Annotated in this window: 31 protein-coding genes; all 31 read left to right on the forward strand. The window is 44.3% G+C overall.

Features of this window, described 5'->3' with window-relative positions; genetic code table 11:
* The first annotated feature begins 155 nt into the window (after positions 1 to 155).
* The 31 genes from V1225_RS04600 (at position 156) to infA (ending at position 19,767) form a co-directional block, all read left to right on the forward strand.
* Positions 156 to 1,061: a metallophosphoesterase gene (locus tag V1225_RS04600; protein WP_251613554.1), complete on the forward strand. Its 906-nt coding sequence runs from the start codon at positions 156 to 158 to the stop codon at positions 1,059 to 1,061.
* A gap of 121 nt (positions 1,062 to 1,182) precedes the next feature.
* Entirely contained in the window at positions 1,183 to 1,707 is a 525-nt protein-coding gene (locus tag V1225_RS04605) for a PC4/YdbC family ssDNA-binding protein (protein ID WP_338547678.1), read from the forward strand.
* Between the two features lie 87 nt (positions 1,708 to 1,794).
* Positions 1,795 to 1,932, forward strand: coding sequence for a hypothetical protein (locus V1225_RS04610; protein WP_160201973.1), 138 nt, complete (start codon positions 1,795 to 1,797; stop codon positions 1,930 to 1,932).
* A gap of 120 nt (positions 1,933 to 2,052) precedes the next feature.
* Complete coding sequence (locus V1225_RS04615; protein WP_338547679.1) at positions 2,053 to 3,717, forward strand: nucleoside kinase; 1,665 nt, start codon at positions 2,053 to 2,055, stop codon at positions 3,715 to 3,717.
* A gap of 33 nt (positions 3,718 to 3,750) precedes the next feature.
* Positions 3,751 to 4,656 (forward strand): carbohydrate kinase family protein, encoded by a 906-nt coding sequence (locus V1225_RS04620; protein WP_251613393.1) that lies wholly within the window; start codon positions 3,751 to 3,753, stop codon positions 4,654 to 4,656.
* Positions 4,657 to 4,867: 211 nt separating this feature from the next.
* Positions 4,868 to 6,466: a polysaccharide biosynthesis protein gene (locus V1225_RS04625; RefSeq protein WP_338547680.1), complete on the forward strand. Its 1,599-nt coding sequence runs from the start codon at positions 4,868 to 4,870 to the stop codon at positions 6,464 to 6,466.
* Between the two features lie 693 nt (positions 6,467 to 7,159).
* The gene (gene rpsJ, locus V1225_RS04630) at positions 7,160 to 7,471 is read left to right on the forward strand and encodes a 30S ribosomal protein S10 (RefSeq protein WP_160201969.1); all 312 of its coding nucleotides are present in this window, start codon (positions 7,160 to 7,162) and stop codon (positions 7,469 to 7,471) included.
* A 287-nt stretch (positions 7,472 to 7,758) separates the two neighbouring features.
* Positions 7,759 to 8,394: a 50S ribosomal protein L3 gene (rplC, locus tag V1225_RS04635; protein WP_160201968.1), complete on the forward strand. Its 636-nt coding sequence runs from the start codon at positions 7,759 to 7,761 to the stop codon at positions 8,392 to 8,394.
* A gap of 29 nt (positions 8,395 to 8,423) precedes the next feature.
* On the forward strand, positions 8,424 to 9,047 hold the full coding sequence (rplD, locus tag V1225_RS04640; RefSeq protein ID WP_338547681.1) for a 50S ribosomal protein L4: 624 nt from the start codon (positions 8,424 to 8,426) through the stop codon (positions 9,045 to 9,047).
* Positions 9,047 to 9,337, forward strand: coding sequence for a 50S ribosomal protein L23 (gene rplW, locus V1225_RS04645; RefSeq protein ID WP_160201966.1), 291 nt, complete (start codon positions 9,047 to 9,049; stop codon positions 9,335 to 9,337). The genes rplD and rplW overlap by 1 nt, the downstream gene beginning before the upstream one ends.
* Before the next feature lie 18 nt (positions 9,338 to 9,355).
* Entirely contained in the window at positions 9,356 to 10,189 is an 834-nt protein-coding gene (gene rplB / locus V1225_RS04650; RefSeq protein WP_160201965.1) for a 50S ribosomal protein L2, read from the forward strand.
* 17 nt (positions 10,190 to 10,206) lie between these two features.
* A complete protein-coding gene (gene rpsS, locus V1225_RS04655) occupies positions 10,207 to 10,485 on the forward strand; it encodes a 30S ribosomal protein S19 (RefSeq protein WP_160201964.1) in 279 nt (92 codons plus the stop codon).
* Between the two features lie 16 nt (positions 10,486 to 10,501).
* Complete coding sequence (gene rplV / locus V1225_RS04660; protein ID WP_160201963.1) at positions 10,502 to 10,837, forward strand: 50S ribosomal protein L22; 336 nt, start codon at positions 10,502 to 10,504, stop codon at positions 10,835 to 10,837.
* Positions 10,838 to 10,854: 17 nt separating this feature from the next.
* Positions 10,855 to 11,733, forward strand: coding sequence for a 30S ribosomal protein S3 (gene rpsC, locus V1225_RS04665; protein WP_160201962.1), 879 nt, complete (start codon positions 10,855 to 10,857; stop codon positions 11,731 to 11,733).
* A gap of 26 nt (positions 11,734 to 11,759) precedes the next feature.
* Entirely contained in the window at positions 11,760 to 12,191 is a 432-nt protein-coding gene (gene rplP, locus V1225_RS04670) for a 50S ribosomal protein L16 (RefSeq protein WP_160201961.1), read from the forward strand.
* The gene (gene rpmC / locus V1225_RS04675; protein WP_160201960.1) at positions 12,191 to 12,394 is read left to right on the forward strand and encodes a 50S ribosomal protein L29; all 204 of its coding nucleotides are present in this window, start codon (positions 12,191 to 12,193) and stop codon (positions 12,392 to 12,394) included. Before rplP ends, rpmC begins: the two co-directional genes overlap by 1 nt.
* An 18-nt stretch (positions 12,395 to 12,412) precedes the next feature.
* Positions 12,413 to 12,673, forward strand: coding sequence for a 30S ribosomal protein S17 (gene rpsQ, locus V1225_RS04680; RefSeq protein WP_338547683.1), 261 nt, complete (start codon positions 12,413 to 12,415; stop codon positions 12,671 to 12,673).
* Positions 12,674 to 12,687: 14 nt separating this feature from the next.
* A complete protein-coding gene (gene rplN / locus V1225_RS04685; RefSeq protein WP_160201958.1) occupies positions 12,688 to 13,062 on the forward strand; it encodes a 50S ribosomal protein L14 in 375 nt (124 codons plus the stop codon).
* A 14-nt stretch (positions 13,063 to 13,076) separates the two neighbouring features.
* Positions 13,077 to 13,382 carry a 50S ribosomal protein L24 gene (gene rplX, locus V1225_RS04690; RefSeq protein ID WP_160201957.1) on the forward strand — a complete coding sequence of 102 codons (306 nt, stop codon included), beginning with the start codon at positions 13,077 to 13,079 and terminating at the stop codon, positions 13,380 to 13,382.
* 17 nt (positions 13,383 to 13,399) lie between these two features.
* On the forward strand, positions 13,400 to 13,945 hold the full coding sequence (rplE, locus tag V1225_RS04695) for a 50S ribosomal protein L5 (protein WP_160201956.1): 546 nt from the start codon (positions 13,400 to 13,402) through the stop codon (positions 13,943 to 13,945).
* A 9-nt stretch (positions 13,946 to 13,954) separates the two neighbouring features.
* On the forward strand, positions 13,955 to 14,140 hold the full coding sequence (locus V1225_RS04700) for a type Z 30S ribosomal protein S14 (protein WP_160201955.1): 186 nt from the start codon (positions 13,955 to 13,957) through the stop codon (positions 14,138 to 14,140).
* A gap of 178 nt (positions 14,141 to 14,318) precedes the next feature.
* Positions 14,319 to 14,717 (forward strand): 30S ribosomal protein S8, encoded by a 399-nt coding sequence (gene rpsH, locus V1225_RS04705; RefSeq protein ID WP_160201954.1) that lies wholly within the window; start codon positions 14,319 to 14,321, stop codon positions 14,715 to 14,717.
* Positions 14,718 to 14,730: 13 nt separating this feature from the next.
* Positions 14,731 to 15,273 carry a 50S ribosomal protein L6 gene (rplF, locus tag V1225_RS04710; protein WP_160201953.1) on the forward strand — a complete coding sequence of 181 codons (543 nt, stop codon included), beginning with the start codon at positions 14,731 to 14,733 and terminating at the stop codon, positions 15,271 to 15,273.
* 18 nt (positions 15,274 to 15,291) lie between these two features.
* Positions 15,292 to 15,657, forward strand: coding sequence for a 50S ribosomal protein L18 (gene rplR, locus V1225_RS04715; protein ID WP_251631408.1), 366 nt, complete (start codon positions 15,292 to 15,294; stop codon positions 15,655 to 15,657).
* 16 nt (positions 15,658 to 15,673) lie between these two features.
* Positions 15,674 to 16,177: a 30S ribosomal protein S5 gene (rpsE, locus tag V1225_RS04720; RefSeq protein ID WP_160201951.1), complete on the forward strand. Its 504-nt coding sequence runs from the start codon at positions 15,674 to 15,676 to the stop codon at positions 16,175 to 16,177.
* Between the two features lie 13 nt (positions 16,178 to 16,190).
* Positions 16,191 to 16,370 (forward strand): 50S ribosomal protein L30, encoded by a 180-nt coding sequence (rpmD, locus tag V1225_RS04725; protein WP_160201950.1) that lies wholly within the window; start codon positions 16,191 to 16,193, stop codon positions 16,368 to 16,370.
* 20 nt (positions 16,371 to 16,390) lie between these two features.
* Positions 16,391 to 16,831: a 50S ribosomal protein L15 gene (rplO, locus tag V1225_RS04730; protein ID WP_160201949.1), complete on the forward strand. Its 441-nt coding sequence runs from the start codon at positions 16,391 to 16,393 to the stop codon at positions 16,829 to 16,831.
* A 1-nt stretch (position 16,832) separates the two neighbouring features.
* Entirely contained in the window at positions 16,833 to 18,119 is a 1,287-nt protein-coding gene (gene secY / locus V1225_RS04735; protein ID WP_330588301.1) for a preprotein translocase subunit SecY, read from the forward strand.
* Positions 18,120 to 18,136: 17 nt separating this feature from the next.
* Entirely contained in the window at positions 18,137 to 18,781 is a 645-nt protein-coding gene (locus tag V1225_RS04740; protein ID WP_338548155.1) for an adenylate kinase, read from the forward strand.
* 1 nt (position 18,782) lies between these two features.
* Positions 18,783 to 19,529: a type I methionyl aminopeptidase gene (map, locus tag V1225_RS04745; RefSeq protein WP_161908365.1), complete on the forward strand. Its 747-nt coding sequence runs from the start codon at positions 18,783 to 18,785 to the stop codon at positions 19,527 to 19,529.
* A gap of 19 nt (positions 19,530 to 19,548) precedes the next feature.
* The gene (gene infA / locus V1225_RS04750) at positions 19,549 to 19,767 is read left to right on the forward strand and encodes a translation initiation factor IF-1 (protein WP_067532786.1); all 219 of its coding nucleotides are present in this window, start codon (positions 19,549 to 19,551) and stop codon (positions 19,765 to 19,767) included.
* Positions 19,768 to 19,824 lie beyond the last annotated feature (57 nt).

Consider the following 19,824-nt stretch of genomic DNA (forward strand, 5'->3'; position numbering starts at 1 on the left):
CTTTTGCCCTCCTTGTTTGTAATACGTGAATACCAGTATATCATAAAGCATGTGGATTGTATACAAGAGATTTGCTGTGTATTATGTGCGGATGTTGCGGCAAAAGCTATTTTCTTGTATAATGCTGTTTATAAGGAAAAAAGGATTTGATTCAGATGATTGTGATGACAGTGTTGCTTTTGCTTCTCGGAGGCTTTCTTTGGTGGAGCAGAAAGAGCATAAAAACAACGAGATATTTTTACTGGAACAAGGCGCTGCCTTCTGCCCTTGACGGACTTCGGATTGTACATCTGTCGGACTTACAGAGTGAGTATTTCGGCAAAGCACAGAGACGGATTTTAGAAAAAACAAGGGCTGCTTCGCCGGATTTGATTGTGTTTACAGGGGATTTGACAGATCGAAATCATACGGACTATCAGGCGGGAATCACATTGATGGAGGGACTTGTGAAGATTGCGCCGGTTTACTATGTTGATGGAAATCACGAGCTGGCGCTGCCCGTAGAGGAAATATCGCAGATGTACGATGTGTTAGAAGGAATGGGAGTTGTCCTGCTCAGGGACAGAGCGACAACCTTTACAAAAAGTGGTGCGCCGCAGATGCGGCTTTTAGGGCTGTCAGAGGAAACGATTTATCGTGCGAAGATTAGCGGCGGCGCTTTACGTGAAGGAGAAAAGTGCAGTAGAGAGAAGGTTTCTGATACGGAAATTGATAGGCAGCTGGTGCGGGAGTGTATTGCGGCGCTTCTGACAGATGCGGGGGAAGGTGAGAATGCTTTTACATTATTGCTGGTTCATGAGCCGCAGTTTTTGGAAGTGTATGCTGTACCTGGTATCAATCTGATTTTTGCAGGGCATGCGCACGGCGGACAGATTCGACTGCCTTTCACACAGGGACTGTTTGCGCCTGGGCAGGGAATTTTACCGAAGCTGACAAGTGGTATGCATCAATCGGGGAATAGTACTATGGTAATCAGCAGGGGACTGGGCAACAGTACCTTCCCGTTCAGAGTGTTCAATAGACCAGAGATTGTGGTAATCCAAATCGAACCGCAGCAATAGTAGTATTTGATTTTCTAAGCTTGTGTGTAAGGGAAAATAAAATGCTGATAAAGAAGTTGACAGTAAATGTAAAAAATGGTAGTATATACATGGGCGAACTGGCATGGAAAGAGAGATGGAAATGTCAGAGAAAAATATCACATTTGAAATTAAAGAACATTTAGGAGTTATCACCAGATTTGAGAGCGGATGGAATCGTGAGCTGAATATCATCAGTTGGAATGGCGCTGCCGCTAAATATGATCTTCGCGATTGGGATCCTCATCATGAACGCATGCGTAAGGGCATTACCCTTCATGCTGCAGAAATGCGAAAGCTGGTGGATTTGTATCTGAACAATAACACGAGAAAGGCAGTGGAAGAAGGCAGAAGGCTTGAGAAACAGCGCAGAGATCGTCAGCGAGAACAGTTTGAGCAGAGTGCCGAGGCCAGAGGTGCGATTGCAGAGGCTGTTGATGCCGAAAGCTATGAAGCAGCACTTCCGCCTGAACCGGAAGTCGCAGAAGGTGAGGATTTGTCATGCGCATCTCAGAAACCGTGTCAGTGTTCAGCTGAAGAGGTGGAGGAGTCTAGAGCTGATACTGAGACAGAGCAAGAGTCTGTGGATTTGACGCCTGTGCAGGTCAGCGATGCAACTCCGTTTTAAGCTAGCAGATTGTGTCGATTTTTCATGAACCAATGACAAGCAGACCACATAATATATAGCAAACGACTAAAACAGGAGGTATGTATTATGTCATGTTTTAATAATAGAAGAGGTATGGACGACAGTCTGTTATTCTTTTTCTTATTACTGGTTCTGCTGTTCTGCAATCCGGGCGCTTTCGGATGTGGCAGCTGCGGCGACACATGCGAACCTACATGTTGCTAATTTCAGCAGATGAGAGAGGGAGAAATCCCTCTCTTTGTGTTTTTGCTTTTACATAAAAGGCGAGTGTGATATAATAACCTCAGAAGGATTGCGGTACTGCCGCAAGGAAGGAGATTAAATATGAAGGTTTATCTTAGAACAGTTCCAAGGGGTCCGTGGGAAATGTTGGAACTGGAACAGGGAATTACAATAGAGGAAATTTATCGAAGCTATGAGAAGGACTTGCCTTATACGATTATAGCGGCGAAGGTAGACAATAAATTTGAGGATCTGACTTATGCGCTGGATGCAGAATGCCGTGTGGAACTTTTGGATATAAGGACGCAGGCTGCTAATCTGATTTATCAGTACAGCTTGTCTTTAATCTATCTGAAAGCCGTGTCAGATTGTCTGGGCAATGTGCGTGTTGAAATACAGAACTCTTTAAATAAAGGAGTCTATACAGAAATTAAGACAGCAGAAGTTGTGACTGAGGCGCAGGTTGCGCAGATCGAAAAGCGAATGCGGGAAATCGTAGATGCCGATATGCCTTTTGTGAAAGAGGTTGTCTCCAGAGAAAAAGCCATGGAGATTTTTGAAAGAGAAGGGCGCAGAGACAAACAGAAGATTATGGGTGCTTCTCTTAATTTAAAGGACGTAAAGTTCTACTCCCTCGGCAATGTCAGAGATTTTTTCTATGGGCTGATGGCGCCGTCTACAGGATATATTCAGTTCTTTCAGCTGATGAAATATCGCCGCGGCGTGTTGCTGCGTTTTCCGCACCCATCGAATCCGGGAGAGATTCCGCCTTATGTGGATGAAACGAAGATGTATCAGGCATTTGGAGAACAAACCAGATGGGACAAACTGCTGGGCGTCAACTACGTGGCGGATTTGAATGAGAAAATTGAAAATGGTCAGTACAGAGAGCTGATTCAGCTTTCTGAGGCGCTGCACGAGAAGAAAATTGCAGAGATTGCCGATATGATAAAACAGCAGAATAAACGGATTGTTCTCATTGCCGGACCGTCTTCATCAGGCAAGACCACTTTTGCGCGCAGACTCTGCATTCAGCTGAAGGTGAATGGTCTGGATCCGATTTATATGGGAACTGACGACTATTTTGTTGAGCGGGAGCAGACGCCGCTCGATGAGCACGGCGAGAGGGATTATGAAAATTTACAGGCGCTGGATATTGAATTGTTCAACAGCAATATGAATGACCTGCTGGCAGGCGAAAAGGTGGATTTGCCGACTTTCAACTTTATGACTGGACATAAAGAATACGGGAGAAGAATTACATCGATCAAGGCAAATCAGCCTATCGTCATTGAAGGCATCCATGCGCTCAACGAAGAGTTGACTGCCTATATTCCGAAGGAAGAAAAGTTTAAGGTTTATATCAGTCCGCTGACGCAGCTTAATATCGATGCACATAACAGAATCCCAACGACTGATGAACGAATGCTGCGGCGTATGGTGCGCGATAATCTGTATAGAGGACACAACGCGCAGAGCACTATTGCAAGTTGGCCAAAGGTCCGTGCGGGTGAGGACAAAAATATTTTCCCGTACAGCGGAGAAGCGGATGTGCTGTTTAATTCGTACCATGTTTATGAGATTGCAGTTCTAAAGAAATATGCAGAGCCGCTGTTGAAGGAAATAAGTCCCCAGGAAGCAGAATATGCAGATGCAGTGCGCATGCTGAAATTCCTGCGTTTCTTTAAAACCATAGAGGATGACAGTATCATCGTCAACAACTCAATTATCAGAGAGTTTATCGGCGGAAGTATTTTTACGGATTGATAAGAGGTATACCAGAAAGGATGCAGCAAGAAAATGGCAGAGATAACTGTAGTCGGAGGAATCAATATTGATATTGAGGGGATTCCCTATCAGCCTCTTCGCACGGCGGATTCCAATCCAGGGATTGTGAATCAGTCCTTTGGAGGCGTAGGACGAAATATCGTAGAGAATATCGCAAGAATGGGCGGCGATGCAGCCATGCTTTCTTTGACAGGTGATGACTTTATGGGAGAAAGTGCTAGAAAACAGCTTGAAAGTCTGGGTGTGGGTACAGATCATATTTACCATATTCAGGGTGAAAGTACGGGGGTGTATTTGTCTATTCTCAATCATAGAAATGATATGGAACTTGCCATTTGCAACATGGATATTTTGGAGCGGATTACACCGGCATTTCTGGAAGATAAGATGGAGTTTTTGAATCGCTCGAAAATCGTTGGTGTGGATTGCAATCTACAGAGGGAGAGTTTGGACTACATCACGGAGCATGCCAGAGTACCTCTGTTTCTGGATCCGGTATCTGCTTCAAAGGCGGAACGGGTAAAGCCGATTATCGGAGCTTTTCACACCATAAAACCCAATCGCATTGAGGCAGAACTGTTAAGCGGTATTAAGATCACTGATGAGATTTCTCTGTCAAGAGCAGGAGAATGGTTTTGCAGACAGGGTGTAAAAAGGGTCTTTATCAGTCTTGGCGAAAAGGGTGCTTATTACAGAGAAGGCGCTTGCGAGGGGATCGCAGCGACAAAGTCGGTGAGGGTATTAAGCGCCACTGGAGCCGGCGATGCTTTTTCTGCAGCGATTTTGCTGGGGCATGTGAAAGGCATGTCAGCCAGAGAAGCGGCGCAGATGGGCATCGCCTGTGCATCTATTGCTATGGAAGCGAAGACGGCAGTAAATCCGGAGATATCTATGGAAAAAGTATACGACAGAATATAGAATAGAAGCACCGGGTGAGTGACCGGTATGTACACATACAAAGGCTCGCTTTCAGGCAAAAGTGGAATATTATTAAAAAGATAGGACGGGGTTCGCTGAATTTGAGAATCACGTCCTTTTTCTTTTGTTATCTTTCTATAAAATATCAGTTCAAATAAATGGTCTATTCTGATATACTAAATAGAAAGCTATAAAAGGGTTGGGAGAAAACATGGATGGAAAGAGAAATTTTATAAGAGGCGCAGTGATTTTGAGCATATCAGGAATTTTAGTGAAACTGCTGGGAGCAGCGCTTAGAATTCCTATTGCCAACAAGCTGGGCGAGGGTATGGCATACTATAATGTAGCATATACGATATATGCCATTTTTTTAGTGCTGGCAACGGCGGGGATACCGGTTGCAGTTTCGCGCATGGTGTCGGAGCGCACTGCGGTAGGGAATCGGTCTGGCGCAAGAAAAGTCTTTCTTACAGCGTTGAAACTGATGGCGGTAATCGGAGCAGCCGCTTTTGCCATTTGTTTTTTCGGAGCAGATTTAATCGCCTTTGTAATTGATATTCCCGGCTCTCAAAATTCTCTGAGGGCCATAGCGCCAGCGCTGTGTATCGTACCGCTGCTTGCTGCCTTTCGGGGATATTTTCAGGGACAGCAGGATATGCGCCCTACAGCGGTTTCAGAAGTTTTCGAGCAGGTGGTGCGAGTAGCCGCAGGACTTGGACTGGGATTTTATTTATATGATGAGGGCTTGGATATCGCCGCTGCTGGCGCTACTTTTGGCGCTGTCGCGGGGGCCATGGCAGGCATGTGCGTAATAGGTGCGATTTACTGGAGACGATGTAGACAATTTGGAAAAGCTCCCGAACGCCTTACAGGCGAAGCCGGTTTAAGGTCGGAATCGACTGTAGAAATTCTGAAGAAAATTGCCTGGATTGCAGTACCTATCGTAATCGGGGCAGAAATCATGCCTTTGATGTCAGCCATTGATACGACACTGGTGGTTTCAAGGTTAAAAGATACAGGTTGGGAAGCGAGTGAGGCGTTGAACTTGTATAATCAGTATGGTGCTTATTGCGATACACTGATTTCACTGCCCCAGACTTTTACGCAGGCAATTGCGGTGAGCCTGGTGCCCTCCATTGCAGCATTTTTTTGGCAGGGAAGAAAAGATAAGGTGCAGGAAAACATCCGAATTAGTATGCGTATGACTATGCTTTTAGCGTGTCCTTGCGCTGTAGGTCTTTTTGTTCTTGCCAAACCAATTCTTCTTTTGCTGTATTTTAATCAGAGAGAAAATGCGCTGCAGGCTGTGCCGACTCTGCAGGTTATGACCATCGGCGTGATACTCCTTGCCATCGTGCAGACCACAACTGGAGCGCTGCAGTCCGTAGGTAAACAGATGAAACCGGTGCGCAATATGGCTGTCGGCGCTGTGCTGAAAACGGTGCTGACCTATGTGCTGGTGGGTATTCCCACTATTCATGTGAGGGGAGCTGCTTTGGGAACAAGTGGCGCATATTTGATTGCACTGATTTTAAACTTGCATGAAATAAAAAAGGAAACTGGTGTACACTTTCCCTTTGTGCAAACCTTTGTAAAGCCTATGCTGGCAGCTATGATTATGGGTCTGTGCGCGTATGGCTCCTATAATATAGTCTTCGCATGGGCGGGAAACGCTTTGGGCGTTTTATGCAGTATCCTACTCAGCATGGCGGCATACAGTGTTTTGGTTCTGCGCATGAAAGCTGTAAGTCCGGCAGAGCTGCGGGCGCTACCGGGAGGTGAGTTTTTGATGCGGATTTTCAGGGTTTAAGTCGATGGCGCAGTGCAGTCATCGGATATACATGCAGAGAATCTCGAATTAGGAATGTAAAAATCTCCACCATTTTAAGGCAAATGTAAGGCAATGTTGCGTTTCTGCGCTTGTGTAGTCTTGATGCTGCACCATATAACGCTGAATCAAGGGTCATGGTGCGGATGCCGCTTTTTCACTTGGAAAAAGTCCACCTTCCAGGGTGTTTTTAGGGAAAATAGTGCAGCACAGGTAAAATGAATTCTAAGATGGTTGTTGTCATAATAGAAACGCCAGGATCAGTGTATAATGATATGGGGTTTAAGCAGTTGAAATCACTGTGTCATATCATGAAAAAACTTCAAAAATCGTGAAAAGTTTTTTTAAAAAAGGGTTGCAATCTTTACCAACCTCATATATAATTAAAAGGCTTGCTTAAGGCGATGAAGTAGGAAGTTGCGGAGCTATCCGGTAATTTCTACAGAGAATTGTCCCCACCAGATGGGGGCGAAGGTGTTCGCCGACTTTTGCTTTGTGCGAAAAATAAAGAAACGCACGGAGCCGTGTGCAAAGTAAGCAATTCCACCGCACACGTTACAGAAGTGGGCATTTGACTGGGTTCTGCGCAGATTCGCGAGGCACAGAACATCTGGTCAGAAAAGAACCCCTGTACAAGCATAGCGAAAACAGTACAAAAAATTTTAGGAGGAAAAAATGAGCGAATTACAGAAAATCAGAATTAAGCTTAAGGCCTATGACCATGCGTTATTAGACCAGTCCGCAGCGAAGATCGTGGAAACTGCCAAGAAAACTGGCGCAGATGTTTCCGGACCGATTCCGCTTCCGACAGAGAAAGAAATCGTGACAATCCTGAGAGCTGTTCACAAATATAAGGACAGCAGAGAGCAGTTCGAACAGAGAACACACAAGAGATTGATCGATATCACCAATGCTACACTGCAGACTACAGACGCTTTAACTAAGCTGGATTTACCTGCTGGCGTAGACATCGAAATCAAGCTGTAGTCAGCTAAGGTGTAATAGTAAAGTTACGCAGGATTTTTTCGGGAGTGCAAGGCGTGTGAGTTTCGAGAAACGGAGCGCACTTAAGTGCGTGAGTATCGCAGAGAAGGAGCAGCAACGCAGCAATGCCAGAAAAAGACAAGTAAAGTAAGGGACCTTCCCTTAGTAAGATTGCATGAGAGGGAAAAGCTGCCAAAGGCTCACCTGTGAGAGCCCAGGCGCAAGATGCGGCGCCGCTGCGGCAAGTTGCACACCAGAGCAATCCAATGTAAGTGAAAAGGAGAAACAATATGAAAGCTATTTTAGGCAAGAAAATCGGTATGACCCAGATTTTCGCAGAAACAGGAGAAGTAATTCCTGTAACAGTTATCGAAGCTGGTCCTGAAGTTGTAACACAGGTTAAGACAGTAGAAACTGACGGTTACAACGCAGTACAGGTTGCATTCGAAGATCAGAAAGCACACAGAGTGAACAAACCTATGACAGGTCACTTTGCAAAGAGCGGTGCTCCTCTGAAGAAACATCTGACTGAATTCAGAGTAGAAGAAGGCGAAACTTACGAATTAGGACAGGTTATCACTGTTGCTGATTTCGAAGAAGGAAGCAAACTGGACATCACCGGTACTTCCAAAGGTAAAGGCACACAGGGTAACATCAAGAGACACGGACATCACAGAGGTCCGATGACCCACGGTTCTAAGCACAAGAGATTAGCCGGCGCACTGGCTGCCGGTACTTATCCTTCCAGAGTATTCAAGGGTAATGCCGGACCTGGTAGAATGGGACGCGAAACTGTTACCGTTCAGAACGTAGTTTTAGTAAAAGTTGACACTGACAGAAACCTGATGCTGGTTAAGGGCGCAGTACCTGGCGGCAAAGGAAGTCTGGTAAAAGTCCAGTACGCTGTCAAAGGTCAGGACAAATAGAATAGACTTCAGAAAGGAGGAAGCATAAAATGGCAAAAGTAACAATGCTTAACATGGCCGGAACTGAAGCCGGAACAATTGAGCTTAAAGACGAAATCTTTGGTATCGAACCAAATGCTAACGCTGTTCACGCAGTTGTTGTAAATTATCTGGCAAACCAGAGACAGGGCACACAGTCCGCAAAGACTAGAGGCGAAGTCAGAGGAGGCGGCAGAAAGCCTTTCAGACAGAAAGGTACCGGTCGTCACAGACAGGGTTCCACAACTGACCCTTCACAGGTAGGAGGCGGTATCGCTTTCGCACCGAAGCCAAGAGATTACAGCTATAAAGTACCTAAGAAGTTAAAGAGACTGGCACTGAAGTCCGCTCTTTCCGCAAAGGTATTAGATAAAGAAATCATCGTGCTCGATGAACTGAAATTTGATGCTCCTAAGACTAAGGAAATGATTAAGGTTTTAGAGAATGTCAAAGCTGCAAGAAAGGCACTGATCATCACTGCCGAAAAAGACGAAAACGTTGTTAGATCCGCAGCAAACATCCCTGGCGTAAAAACTGCCCAGGTAGGAACCATGAACGTTTACGAAATCGTAAACCACACAAGCTTCATCGTAACAAAGGAAGCAATCGAAAAAATTGAGGAGGTGTACTTATAATGAGAAGCGCATACGACGTAATTATCAAGCCGGTTATCTCCGAACAGAGTATGGACCAGGCACAGGAAAAGAAGTACACATTCAAAGTTGCAACAGACGCTAACAAGACCCAGGTAAAACTGGCTGTTGAAGAAATCTTTGGTGTTGAAGTTAAAAAAGTCAACATTATGAACTATGACGGAAAATTAAAGAGAATGGGAAGAACCATGGGAAGAAGAGCTGCTTACAAGAAGGCGATTGTAACCTTGACAGAAGCCAGCAAAGAAATCGAGTTCTTCCAGGGTCTGTAATATAGGAGGTAACTACGAATGGGAATTAAAAAATATAAACCAACGACTCCTGGACAGAGAGGTATGACCGTTTCTACTTTCGAAGAAATCACAGCGAAAACTCCTGAGAAATCTTTGACAGTAACTCTGAAAAAACATGCAGGAAGAAACGTTAGAGGTAAGATTACCGTTAGACACAGAGGTGGCGGTACAAGACCAAAATACAGAATCATCGACTTCAAGAGAAGAAAAGACGATATTCCGGGAACTGTTAAGACAATCGAATACGATCCAAACAGAAGCGCAAACATCGCTTTAATCGTATACGCAGACGGTGAAAAGAGATATATCATCGCACCTGAAAAATTAAAGGTAGGCGATGTAATCTATTCCGGTCCTGAAGCTGATATCAAGGTTGGAAACGCACTTCCAATCGCTAACATTCCAGTTGGTACAATGATTCACAACATCGAACTGAAGCCTGGCAAAGGTGGTCAGATGGCAAGATCCGCAGGTAATGCCGCGCAGCTGATGGCAAAAGAAGACAAATATGCGCAGGTAAGACTGCCTTCCGGAGAAGTTAGAAAAGTTCTGATTCAGTGCAGAGCAACCATCGGTGAAGTTGGCAATGCAGATCATTCCAACATCCAGATTGGTAAAGCAGGAAGAAAAAGACACATGGGTATCAGACCTACCGTTAGAGGTTCTGTTATGAACCCGAACGATCACCCACACGGCGGTGGTGAAGGCAGAGCGCCTATCGGACGTAAAGGTCCTGTTACTCCTTGGGGTAAACCTGCTCTTGGCTATAAGACCAGAAAGAAGAACAAAGCTTCTAATCAGTATATCGTAAAGAGAAGAAATGAGAAATAAGGAAGGAGCATAGATAAATGAGTAGATCACTTAAAAAAGGTCCTTTCGTAGACGTGAAGCTTCTGAAAGCTATCGAAGCAATGAACGAAGCGAACGAAAAGAAAGTTATCAAGACTTGGTCTAGACCATCTACAATCTTCCCACAGATGGTGGGTCACACAATTGCAGTCCATGATGGAAGAAAACATGTGCCTGTATATGTTACAGAAGACATGGTAGGACATAAGCTTGGAGAATTTGCTCCAACCAGAACTTACAGAGGTCATGCTGCAGATAAGTCATCAAAGGTTAGATAAGAAAAGGAGATAAGAAATGGAAGCAAAAGCAGTTGCAAAATACGTAAGAATGTCTCCTATCAAGCTGAAACCGGTAACTGATCTGGTTAGAGGCAAAGACTTAGCGGAGGCATTAACAATCCTGAAATTCACACCGGGTAAAGGTGCTGAAATCGTTGAAAAAGTTGTTCAGTCAGCAGCAGCAAACGCTGAAAACAATTTCGATATGAATCCGGACAATTTATACGTTGCTGAGGTATATGCTCATCAGGGCCCTACAATGAAGAGATGGAGAGCCGGTTCACAAGGTAGAGCATCAATCATTCTGAAGAGATCAAGCCACGTTGGCGTGACTCTGAAGGAAAGAGACTAAGATAGGAGGTTCATTGAATGGGTCAGAAAGTAAGTCCACATGGATTGAGAGTGGGCGTAATCAAAGACTGGAATTCCAAATGGTATGCAAACAAGCACAACTTTGCAGACATGCTGGTTGAAGATAACAAAGTCAGAGAATACGTAAAGAAAAAATTATATGCTGCAGGCGTTTCTAAAGTGTTAATTGAAAGAGCTGCAGAAAACAAAATCAGAGTCATCGTTTTAACTGCAAGACCTGGTATGGTAATTGGACGTTCCGGCAACGGCGTTGAAGAACTGAAGGCTGCACTGGTTAAAATGACAAAGAAAGAAGTAGAGATTTCCATCGAAGAAGTTAGAAGATCTGAACTCGATGCACAGCTGACAGCTGAGTCCATCGCACAGGCATTAGAAAGACGTGTATCTTTCAGAAGAGCCATGAAACAGGCAATGGGCAGAACCATGAAAGCTGGCGCAAAGGGAATCAAAGTTCTCTGCTCCGGAAGACTGGGCGGTGCTGAAATCGCTAGAAGTGAAAAGTACAGCGAAGGTAACGTTCCTCTCCACACTCTTCGAGCTGATATCGATTATGGGTTTGCGGAAGCAGACACCACTTATGGTAAGATCGGTATCAAAGTATGGATTAACCACGGAGAAATCCTCGACAAGGGATTACAGAGCCCGGTTCGCGAAGAAAAGCGTGAAAAGAGAGACAGAAGAGGCAAGAAAGACGGCGACAGAAGAAGAAACGATAGACGTGGCGACAGAAAGAGAAATGATCGCGGCGACAGAAACGACAGACACGAAGCGCCGAAAGCTGTAAACCCGAGAGTTAGAAAGACTCCGAAGGTAGAAAAAGTAGAAGAACCACAGGTAGAAGCAGCAGTGGAAACTGCAGAAGCTACTGAAGAATAAGCACTGAAGAAAGGAGGAACAAAGCCATGTTAATGCCAAAGCGCGTTAAACACAGAAGAGTTCATAGAGGTAGAATGAAGGGCGTAGCAACCAAGGGCAACACAATTACCTACGGTGCATATGGCCTGGTATCACAGGAATGTGGATGGATCACCTCCAATCAGATCGAGGCAGCTCGTATTGCCATGACAAGATCTATCAAAAGAGGTGGTAAAGTATATATCAAGATTTTCCCACACAAGTCAGTAACAAAGAAACCTGCTGAAGTACGTATGGGTTCCGGTAAAGGTGCACCTGAGTACTGGGTAGCAGTTGTAAAACCTGGCAGAGTCATGTTTGAGATTGAGGGGGTAACTGAAGAACAGGCAAGAGAAGCTATGAGACTTGCTATGCACAAGTTACCTGTTAAATGTAAGTTTGCCATCAAGGAAAACGCAGCAGAGGGTGGTGAAGCATAATGGAATTAAAGAAAATGAGAGAAATGACAGAAATCGAGCTCGCAGCAGAGCTGGAAAAGATGAAAAAAGAACTGTTCAACTTGAGATTCCAGCACGTAACAGGCCAGCTTGAAAACCCTGTTAAAATGAGAGAAGTAAAGAGAAACATCGCTAGAGTGAAAACTATCATAAGAGAAAAAGAACTGGAAAAGGTTCAGGCTTAAGAAAGGAGGATGTAAATTATGGCAGTTGAAAGAAACAGAAGAAAGACTAAAGTCGGCATCGTAGTAAGCGATAAGATGGATAAGACTATAGTTGTTGCAATCGAAGACTTCGTAAGACATTCCCTTTACGGCAAAGCTGTAAAAAGAACCAAGAAGGTGAAGGCTCACGATGAAAACAACGAATGCCAGATTGGCGATAAAGTTAGAATTATGGAAACAAGACCTCTGTCCAAAGACAAGAGATGGAGACTTGTGAACATCGTAGAGAAAGTTAAATAAGGAGGCACCAAATCATGATTCAGACTGAAACTAGATTAAGAGTTGCTGACAATTCAGGTGCAAAAGAACTTTTATGTATCCGTATTCTGGGCGGTACTTCCCGTCAGTATGCGAATATCGGTGATGTAATCGTTTGTGCTGTTAAAGAAGCAACACCAGGCGGCGTCGTTAAAAAAGGTGACGTTGTCAAGGCTGTAGTGGTTAGAACTAAGAAAGGTGCCAGAAGAGCAGACGGCAGCTATGTAAAGTTTGACCAGAACGCTGCAGTAATCATTAAAGATAAAGAAGACAAGAGCCCAGTGGGAACACGTATCTTCGGACCTGTTGCAAGAGAGCTCAGAGATAAGGGCTTTATGAAGATTGTGTCATTGGCACCAGAAGTACTGTAAGGAGGTGTTGACAGATGCGTATTAAAAAAGACGACACAGTAATTGTGATTACTGGTAAAGATAAGGGCAAAACAGGCAAAGTCCTGAAAGCTATGCCGAAAGAAAACAGAGTCATCGTAGAAGGCGTAAACATTCAGACTAAGCACCAGAAGCAGACAAGAACTGCTAAGGCTGAAATCAAACATGTAGAAGGTCCAATCGACGCTTCTAACGTAATGTTCTACGATACAAAAGCAAAAGCAGCAGTAAAGATCGGTTACAAAGTTGATGGCGACAAAAAAGTTAGAGTCAACAGAAAGACCGGAGCTGTAATCGACTAAGAAAGGAGGAGACGATTTTGACAGCAAGATTAAGAGAAACTTATAAAGAAAAAGTATTCCCAGCACTGCAGGAAAAGTTCCAGTACAAAAATGTAATGGAAGTACCTAAGCTGGAGAAAGTTACTATAAATATGGGTCTTGGCGAAGCAAAAGAAAATGCTAAGATTCTGGAAACAGCCGTAAAAGAAATCGGACTGATCACAGGTCAGAGACCGGTTGTAACAAAGGCTAAAAAGTCCATCGCTAACTTCAAAGTGAGACAGGGCATGCCGGTTGGAGCAAAAGTTACTCTGAGAGGGGATAACATGTATGAATTTATTGATAAGTTCTTCAACATCTCTCTTCCTAGAGTAAGAGACTTCAAGGGTGTTAGCAAAAACTCTTTTGATGGCAGAGGAAACTATTCCATGGGTATCAAGGAACAGTTAATCTTCCCTGAAATTAACTATGATGATGTTGACACAATCAAAGGTATGAACATTGTATTTACGACGACGGCTAAGACTGACGAAGAAGCAGCAGCACTGCTTGAGCTTCTGGGCATGCCGTTCGAAAAGCAATAGGAGGTTAAGATGGCTAAGACATCTCTAAAAGTAAAACAGCAGAGAAAACCGAAGTACTCCACTCGCGCTTATACAAGATGCAGACTTTGTGGAAGGCCTCACTCTGTATTAAAGAAATACGGCATCTGCCGTATCTGCTTCAGAGAGCTTGCTTACAAAGGTGAAATCCCTGGCGTAAGAAAAGCTAGCTGGTAAGAATTCGTTAAATCAGTGCGAAGGCGAAGCCCTAACCCGATTTCTGAAAGAAATCGCTGGTAGGTCTTGTGCGAGAAATTCCCAAATCTCCGATTTGGTGAATTTTACCGCCCCGATCTCAGCAAAAAGAAAGGATTAGACGCTTCGAACCGCGCAAGAGTAAAGGAGATATACTGTAATGACAATGACAGATCCAATAGCAGATATGCTAACAAGAATCAGAAATGCCAATACTGTAGGTCATGAAACAGTTGAAATCCCTGCATCAAGAATCAAAAAATCTATCGCAGAGATTTTACTGGAAGAAGGCTACATTAATGGATTCGAAGTTATAGACGATAACAAGCAGGGCATCATCAAAGTACAGATGAAGTACGGTGCCGGCAAAGAAAGAGTTATCACAGGAATTAAGAAGATTTCAAAGCCTGGTCTGAAAGTTTACGCAAAGGCTAACGAAGTACCAAAGGTACTGGGCGGTCTGGGAATCGCAATCGTTTCCACATCTAAAGGTGTAATCAGTGACAAGAAAGCAAGACAGCTTGGCGTTGGCGGCGAAGTCATCTGTTATGTATGGTAGGAGGTAATGAATTATGTCTAGAATAGGTAATAGACCTGTTGCACTTCCTGCCGGCGTAGAAGTTACTGTAGATGCAAACAATCTTGTAACAGTAAAAGGACCGAAAGGTCAGCTGCAGGAACAGGTAAGCAAATTAATCAGCGTAGAAGTAAAAGAAAACGAAATTTTATTTACCAGACCTTCCGATGCTAGAGAGTACAGATCTCAGCACGGTCTGGCAAGAACACTGGTAAACAACATGGTAGTTGGCGTAACTGAAGGTTACCAGAAGAAACTCCAGTTAATCGGTGTTGGTTACAGAGCAGAGAAAAAAGGTGACACACTGGTTATGAACCTTGGATATTCTCATCCTGTAGAAATGAAAGACCCTGAAGGAATCACAACAGAAGTTCCTGATGCTACCACTGTAGTAGTAAAGGGTATCGACAAAGCAGTTATCGGAAACTATGCGGCAAACATCAGAGCTTGGAGAATGCCTGAACCGTACAAAGGAAAGGGTATCAAGTACGAGGACGAAGTTATCCGCAGAAAAGAAGGAAAAGCTGGAGCTAAATAAGGAAAGGAGTGAAGAAAAATGGCAAAAGAAAGCAGAAACGACAGACGTGTTAAGAGACACGAAAGAGTCAGAAAGAATTTATCCGGAACTCCTGAGAAGCCTAGACTTTGCGTTTTCAAGTCTAACAAGAACATTTCTTGCCAGATTATCGACGACGTAAACAAAGTTACTTTAGCTTCTGCATCTTCCCTTGATAAGGAACTGAAAGCCGAAATCGGTTACGGTGGAAACAAGGAAGCTGCAAAGAAAGTCGGTGAAGCCATCGCAAGGAGAGCACTGGCAAAAGGAATCGAAGTTGTTGCTTTTGACAGAGGCGGTTTCCTCTATCACGGAAGAGTGAAGGAACTGGCTGATGGCGCTCGCGAAGGCGGATTAAAATTCTAACAGGAGGAGATAAGGAATGCGTAATATCATTGATGCATCCAAGCTTGACTTAAAAGAAACTATCGTTAATATCAGACGTGTAGCTAAGACTGTTAAAGGCGGTAGAAACATGAGATTCAGCGTAACTGTAGTAGTCGGCGACGGCAATGGCTATGTAGGCGTTGGTCTTGGTAAAGCACAGGAAATTCCTGAAGCTGTAAGAAAAGCAACAGAAGATGCTAAGAAGAATTTAATATATGTTCCTACAGTTGGAACAACTATCCCACATAGAAACGTTGGTATTTTCGGCGCAGGTAAAGTTTTACTGATGCCTGCTGCACAGGGTACCGGAGTTATCGCAGGTTCCTCTGTACGTACCGTACTGGAAGCTGCAGGTATCAAAGACGTGAGAGCTAAGTCCATCGGCTCCAGCAACACTGGAAACATGGCTTATGCAACTTTGGAAGGTCTGAAGAGCCTGATGACTGTAGAAAAAGTTGCTAAGCTGAGAGGCAAAGCTCCTGAAGAAATTTTAGGATAAGGAGGAACGTTTCATGGCTATGTTAAAAATCACATTGACAAAGAGCACAATTGGCGCTTCCCCTAAACAGAGAAAAGTTGTCGAAGCGTTAGGACTGAAGAAGATGCATAGAAGTGTCGAATTAGCTGACACACCTGCAACTCGCGGTGCTGTAGCAAAAGTAGCACATCTTGTTACTGTAGAAGAACTGTAAGATAGGGGGTGCAAGGTAAAATGAAACTGCATGAGTTAAGAGCGGCAGAAGGTTCCACTAAAAACCGCAAAAGAAGAGGTCGTGGTACTGCTACCGGCCAGGGTAAAACCGGCGGCAGAGGTATGAACGGTCAGAAGTCCAGAAGCGGCGGCGGAGTCAGACTTGGCTTCGAAGGCGGACAGATGCCACTTTACAGACGTCTTCCAAAGAGAGGATTCACCAACATCTTTGGAACAGAGTATACAATTGTTAATGTAGAAGATCTTAATAGATTTGAAGCTGGTACTGAAGTTACACCTGAGCTGTTGAAAGAATTAGGCATGGTAAAACAGGTGAAAGACGGAATCAAGATTCTTGGAAATGGAACTTTGAACATCGGTATCACAGTAAAGGCACACAAATTTACTAAGAGCGCAATTGAAAAAATCGAAGCTGCTGGAGGAAAGGCAGAGGTGATTTAAGATGGAGATGCTTAAGACTATTTCACAGGCATTTAAAGTCGCTGAAATAAGAAGCAAAATGATTTTCACGCTGTTAATGCTGGTCGTTTTTAGAATCGGATCCAACATTCCTGTACCGGGCATTAACAGAGGTACGCTGGCACAGATGTTTACAGGTGAAACCGGATTGTTCGACTTGTTCGACCTGTTTTCCGGCGGATCCTTCAGCCAGTTCACCATATTTGCTTTAAGTATTACACCATACATTACGGCTTCCATCATTATCCAGCTTTTGACCATGGCTTTCCCTTATTTTGAAAGACTGGCAAAGGAAGGACAGGAAGGAAGAAAGAAGATGGCGCAGATTACTCGTTATCTGACCATCGTACTTGCGCTGATTCAGGCGCTTGGCTTGACAGTAGGTCTGTTCAGAAGAGCAATCACCGACCAGACATGGTTCTCTTTCGCAGTAATTATTCTGGTTCTCACAGCAGGTACTGCATTCCTGATGTGGCTGGGTGAGCAGATTAACGAGAATGGAATCGGTAACGGTATCTCGCTGATTATCTTCGGCGGTATCGTTGCAAGAATTCCGAGCGGACTTCGCAGTCTGTGGACCCAGTATAACGATGGAGCGCTTTCCATCGTAACACTGCTGGTGTTCGTAGTATTTGCAGTTGCAGTTATTCTGGGCGTTATTGAAATTCAGCAGGGTACCAGAAGAATTCCTGTACAGTATGCGAAGAGAGTTGTAGGAAGAAAGATGTACGGCGGACAATCCACCCATATCCCTCTAAAGGTTAACCAGGCAGGGGTAATTCCGGTAATTTTCGCGCTGTCCATCCTGCAGTTCCCACTGACAATCACATACTTCTTCCCAGGCACTGCTTTTACTGAGTTTGTAACTAAGTGGCTGTCACCTGCGGGGAATCCGGGTGTATGGGTATATGCAGTATTTAACGTATTGCTGATTATATTCTTCAACTACTTCTATACAGCAGTTAGCTTTAACCCTGTGGAAGTAGCACAGAACATGAAAGCAAACGGCGGATTTATTCCGGGTATCAGACCGGGAAAAGCAACAGTTGAATATCTGAACAAAGTAATGTCAAGACTTTCATTTGTAGGCGCTATTTTCCTGGCAGTAATCGCAACGCTGCCGACAATCTTAGGGGTACTGGTTCCAGCACTGAAGGGAATGCACTTCGGCGGAACTTCTCTGCTTATCGCAGTAGGCGTTGCGCTTGATACAATGAAACAACTGGAAAACCAGATGGTTATGAGAAACTATCAGGGATTCCTGAAATAAGAGGAGATGAGCAAATGCTGAGAACAGTATTGTTAGGCCCTCCGGGCGCCGGAAAGGGTACACAGGCAGTGAAAATTGTGGAGAAGTACAATATCCCACACATTTCAACTGGAGATATTTTCAGAGAAAACATCAAAAACGGAACAGAGTTTGGTAAGAAAGCACAGGAATATATGAACAAAGGTGAATTGGTTCCAGATGAGTTGGTAATCGATTTAGCAACGGACAGACTTCTTGCAGATGACTGCAGGAATGGATTCCTGCTCGACGGCTTCCCTAGAACTGTTTATCAGGCTGAAAAGCTGGATGAATTCTTAGAAGCGCACGGTCAGAAACTTGACACTGTGATTGATATCGAAGTGGAAAAGGAAGAACTGGTTACAAGAATTACCGGAAGAAGAGTCTGCAAGGCTTGCGGCGCTTCCTTCCATGTCGTAAACATTCCTCCTAAAAAAGAAGGCATTTGTGACCTCTGCGGAGGCGAGCTGTTCCAGAGAGCGGACGACACCGTTGATGCTGTTGAAACCAGAGTCGCAGAATACAACGAAAAGACCAAGCCTTTGGTGGATTACTACACAAAGGCAGGCAATGTCGTTACTATCGATGGAGCGCTTCCTCTCGACACTGTATTTGCTGAAATTGTAAAAGCTTTAGGTGAATAGTATGATCATCATCAAATCCAAACAGGAAATTGATTTAATGCGCGAGTCCGGAAAAGTTACCGGCTATATTCTAAAAACGCTGGAAGACTTTATTAAACCGGGCATGTCCACTATGGACATCGACCGCTATGTAGAGGAAACCATCCGTAAGAACAAAATGATTCCATCATTTAAAGGCTACGGTGGTTTTCCCGGCAGCGCATGTGTGTCCATTAACGAAGAGGTCGTGCATGGCATTCCCGACAAGCATCGAATCATTCAGGAAGGCGATATTGTCAGCGTAGATGTGGGTTCGACCTACAAAGGCTATGTCAGTGACGCAGCAAGAACTTACGCTATCGGCAAGGTTGAACCTGAAGCACAAAGGCTGATTGATGTTACCAGAGAAAGCTTTTTCGAAGGCATCAAGTTTGCAAGAGCGGGAAACAGACTGTCAGATATCTCCCATGCCGTTCAGGTACATGCGGAGGGTGCAGGATTTTCTGTGATTCGTGACTTTGTAGGACACGGCGTAGGAAGAGATATGCACGAAGATCCGCAGATTCCTAACTATGGCAAGGCGGGAAAAGGACCGAGACTGGTCAGCGGTATGGTATTTGCTATTGAACCGATGATTTGTCAGGGCGGCTACGAAGTAGAAACGTTGCTCAATGACTGGACAGTGGTTACAGCTGACGGAAAGCTTGCAGCGCATTATGAAAATACTGTTGTTATTAATGATGGTGAGCCTGAACTGCTTACCTTATAGTAAAGAGAGAGGTGTATTTATGGCGAAAAAAGACGTCATCGAAGCAATGGGAACCGTTGTAGACGCACAGCCAAACGCTATGTTCAAGGTGAAGCTTGAAAACGGTTTTGAAGTACTCGCACACATTTCAGGAAAAATCAGAATGAATTATATAAGAATCCTTCCGGGAGATAAAGTGAAAGTGGAACTTTCCCCTTATGACCTGACTCGCGGAAGAATTATCTGGAGAGATAAATAATTCCCTCGACTTCGCCCTGGGAATTATAGACAAGATAAAATCTTTCGCAGCTTCGCT

The organism is Emergencia sp. JLR.KK010, assembly GCF_037018265.1.
In the GTDB taxonomy this organism is placed as follows: domain Bacteria; phylum Bacillota; class Clostridia; order Peptostreptococcales; family Anaerovoracaceae; genus Senimuribacter; species Senimuribacter intestinalis.

What these genes read in the sequence shown, in the direction of transcription:
- rpsS (WP_160201964.1), top strand. Translation starts at nt 10,207, where the DNA reads ATGAGTAGATCACTTAAAAAAGGTCCTTTCGTAGACGTGAAGCTTCTG.
- rplD (WP_338547681.1), top strand. Translation starts at nt 8,424, where the DNA reads ATGGCAAAAGTAACAATGCTTAACATGGCCGGAACTGAAGCCGGAACA.
- rplC (WP_160201968.1), top strand. Translation starts at nt 7,759, where the DNA reads ATGAAAGCTATTTTAGGCAAGAAAATCGGTATGACCCAGATTTTCGCA.
- rpsJ (WP_160201969.1), top strand. Translation starts at nt 7,160, where the DNA reads ATGAGCGAATTACAGAAAATCAGAATTAAGCTTAAGGCCTATGACCAT.
- V1225_RS04620 (WP_251613393.1), top strand. Translation starts at nt 3,751, where the DNA reads ATGGCAGAGATAACTGTAGTCGGAGGAATCAATATTGATATTGAGGGG.
- secY (WP_330588301.1), top strand. Translation starts at nt 16,833, where the DNA reads ATGGAGATGCTTAAGACTATTTCACAGGCATTTAAAGTCGCTGAAATA.
- rplP (WP_160201961.1), top strand. Translation starts at nt 11,760, where the DNA reads ATGTTAATGCCAAAGCGCGTTAAACACAGAAGAGTTCATAGAGGTAGA.
- V1225_RS04700 (WP_160201955.1), top strand. Translation starts at nt 13,955, where the DNA reads ATGGCTAAGACATCTCTAAAAGTAAAACAGCAGAGAAAACCGAAGTAC.
- infA (WP_067532786.1), top strand. Translation starts at nt 19,549, where the DNA reads ATGGCGAAAAAAGACGTCATCGAAGCAATGGGAACCGTTGTAGACGCA.
- V1225_RS04610 (WP_160201973.1), top strand. Translation starts at nt 1,795, where the DNA reads ATGTCATGTTTTAATAATAGAAGAGGTATGGACGACAGTCTGTTATTC.
- V1225_RS04615 (WP_338547679.1), top strand. Translation starts at nt 2,053, where the DNA reads ATGAAGGTTTATCTTAGAACAGTTCCAAGGGGTCCGTGGGAAATGTTG.
- V1225_RS04625 (WP_338547680.1), top strand. Translation starts at nt 4,868, where the DNA reads ATGGATGGAAAGAGAAATTTTATAAGAGGCGCAGTGATTTTGAGCATA.
- rplB (WP_160201965.1), top strand. Translation starts at nt 9,356, where the DNA reads ATGGGAATTAAAAAATATAAACCAACGACTCCTGGACAGAGAGGTATG.
- rplF (WP_160201953.1), top strand. Translation starts at nt 14,731, where the DNA reads ATGTCTAGAATAGGTAATAGACCTGTTGCACTTCCTGCCGGCGTAGAA.
- V1225_RS04600 (WP_251613554.1), top strand. Translation starts at nt 156, where the DNA reads ATGATTGTGATGACAGTGTTGCTTTTGCTTCTCGGAGGCTTTCTTTGG.
- rplR (WP_251631408.1), top strand. Translation starts at nt 15,292, where the DNA reads ATGGCAAAAGAAAGCAGAAACGACAGACGTGTTAAGAGACACGAAAGA.
- rpsE (WP_160201951.1), top strand. Translation starts at nt 15,674, where the DNA reads ATGCGTAATATCATTGATGCATCCAAGCTTGACTTAAAAGAAACTATC.
- rpsH (WP_160201954.1), top strand. Translation starts at nt 14,319, where the DNA reads ATGACAATGACAGATCCAATAGCAGATATGCTAACAAGAATCAGAAAT.
- rplO (WP_160201949.1), top strand. Translation starts at nt 16,391, where the DNA reads ATGAAACTGCATGAGTTAAGAGCGGCAGAAGGTTCCACTAAAAACCGC.
- rplN (WP_160201958.1), top strand. Translation starts at nt 12,688, where the DNA reads ATGATTCAGACTGAAACTAGATTAAGAGTTGCTGACAATTCAGGTGCA.
- rpsQ (WP_338547683.1), top strand. Translation starts at nt 12,413, where the DNA reads ATGGCAGTTGAAAGAAACAGAAGAAAGACTAAAGTCGGCATCGTAGTA.
- rpsC (WP_160201962.1), top strand. Translation starts at nt 10,855, where the DNA reads ATGGGTCAGAAAGTAAGTCCACATGGATTGAGAGTGGGCGTAATCAAA.
- rpmC (WP_160201960.1), top strand. Translation starts at nt 12,191, where the DNA reads ATGGAATTAAAGAAAATGAGAGAAATGACAGAAATCGAGCTCGCAGCA.
- map (WP_161908365.1), top strand. Translation starts at nt 18,783, where the DNA reads ATGATCATCATCAAATCCAAACAGGAAATTGATTTAATGCGCGAGTCC.
- rpmD (WP_160201950.1), top strand. Translation starts at nt 16,191, where the DNA reads ATGGCTATGTTAAAAATCACATTGACAAAGAGCACAATTGGCGCTTCC.
- rplV (WP_160201963.1), top strand. Translation starts at nt 10,502, where the DNA reads ATGGAAGCAAAAGCAGTTGCAAAATACGTAAGAATGTCTCCTATCAAG.
- rplX (WP_160201957.1), top strand. Translation starts at nt 13,077, where the DNA reads ATGCGTATTAAAAAAGACGACACAGTAATTGTGATTACTGGTAAAGAT.
- V1225_RS04605 (WP_338547678.1), top strand. Translation starts at nt 1,183, where the DNA reads ATGTCAGAGAAAAATATCACATTTGAAATTAAAGAACATTTAGGAGTT.
- rplW (WP_160201966.1), top strand. Translation starts at nt 9,047, where the DNA reads ATGAGAAGCGCATACGACGTAATTATCAAGCCGGTTATCTCCGAACAG.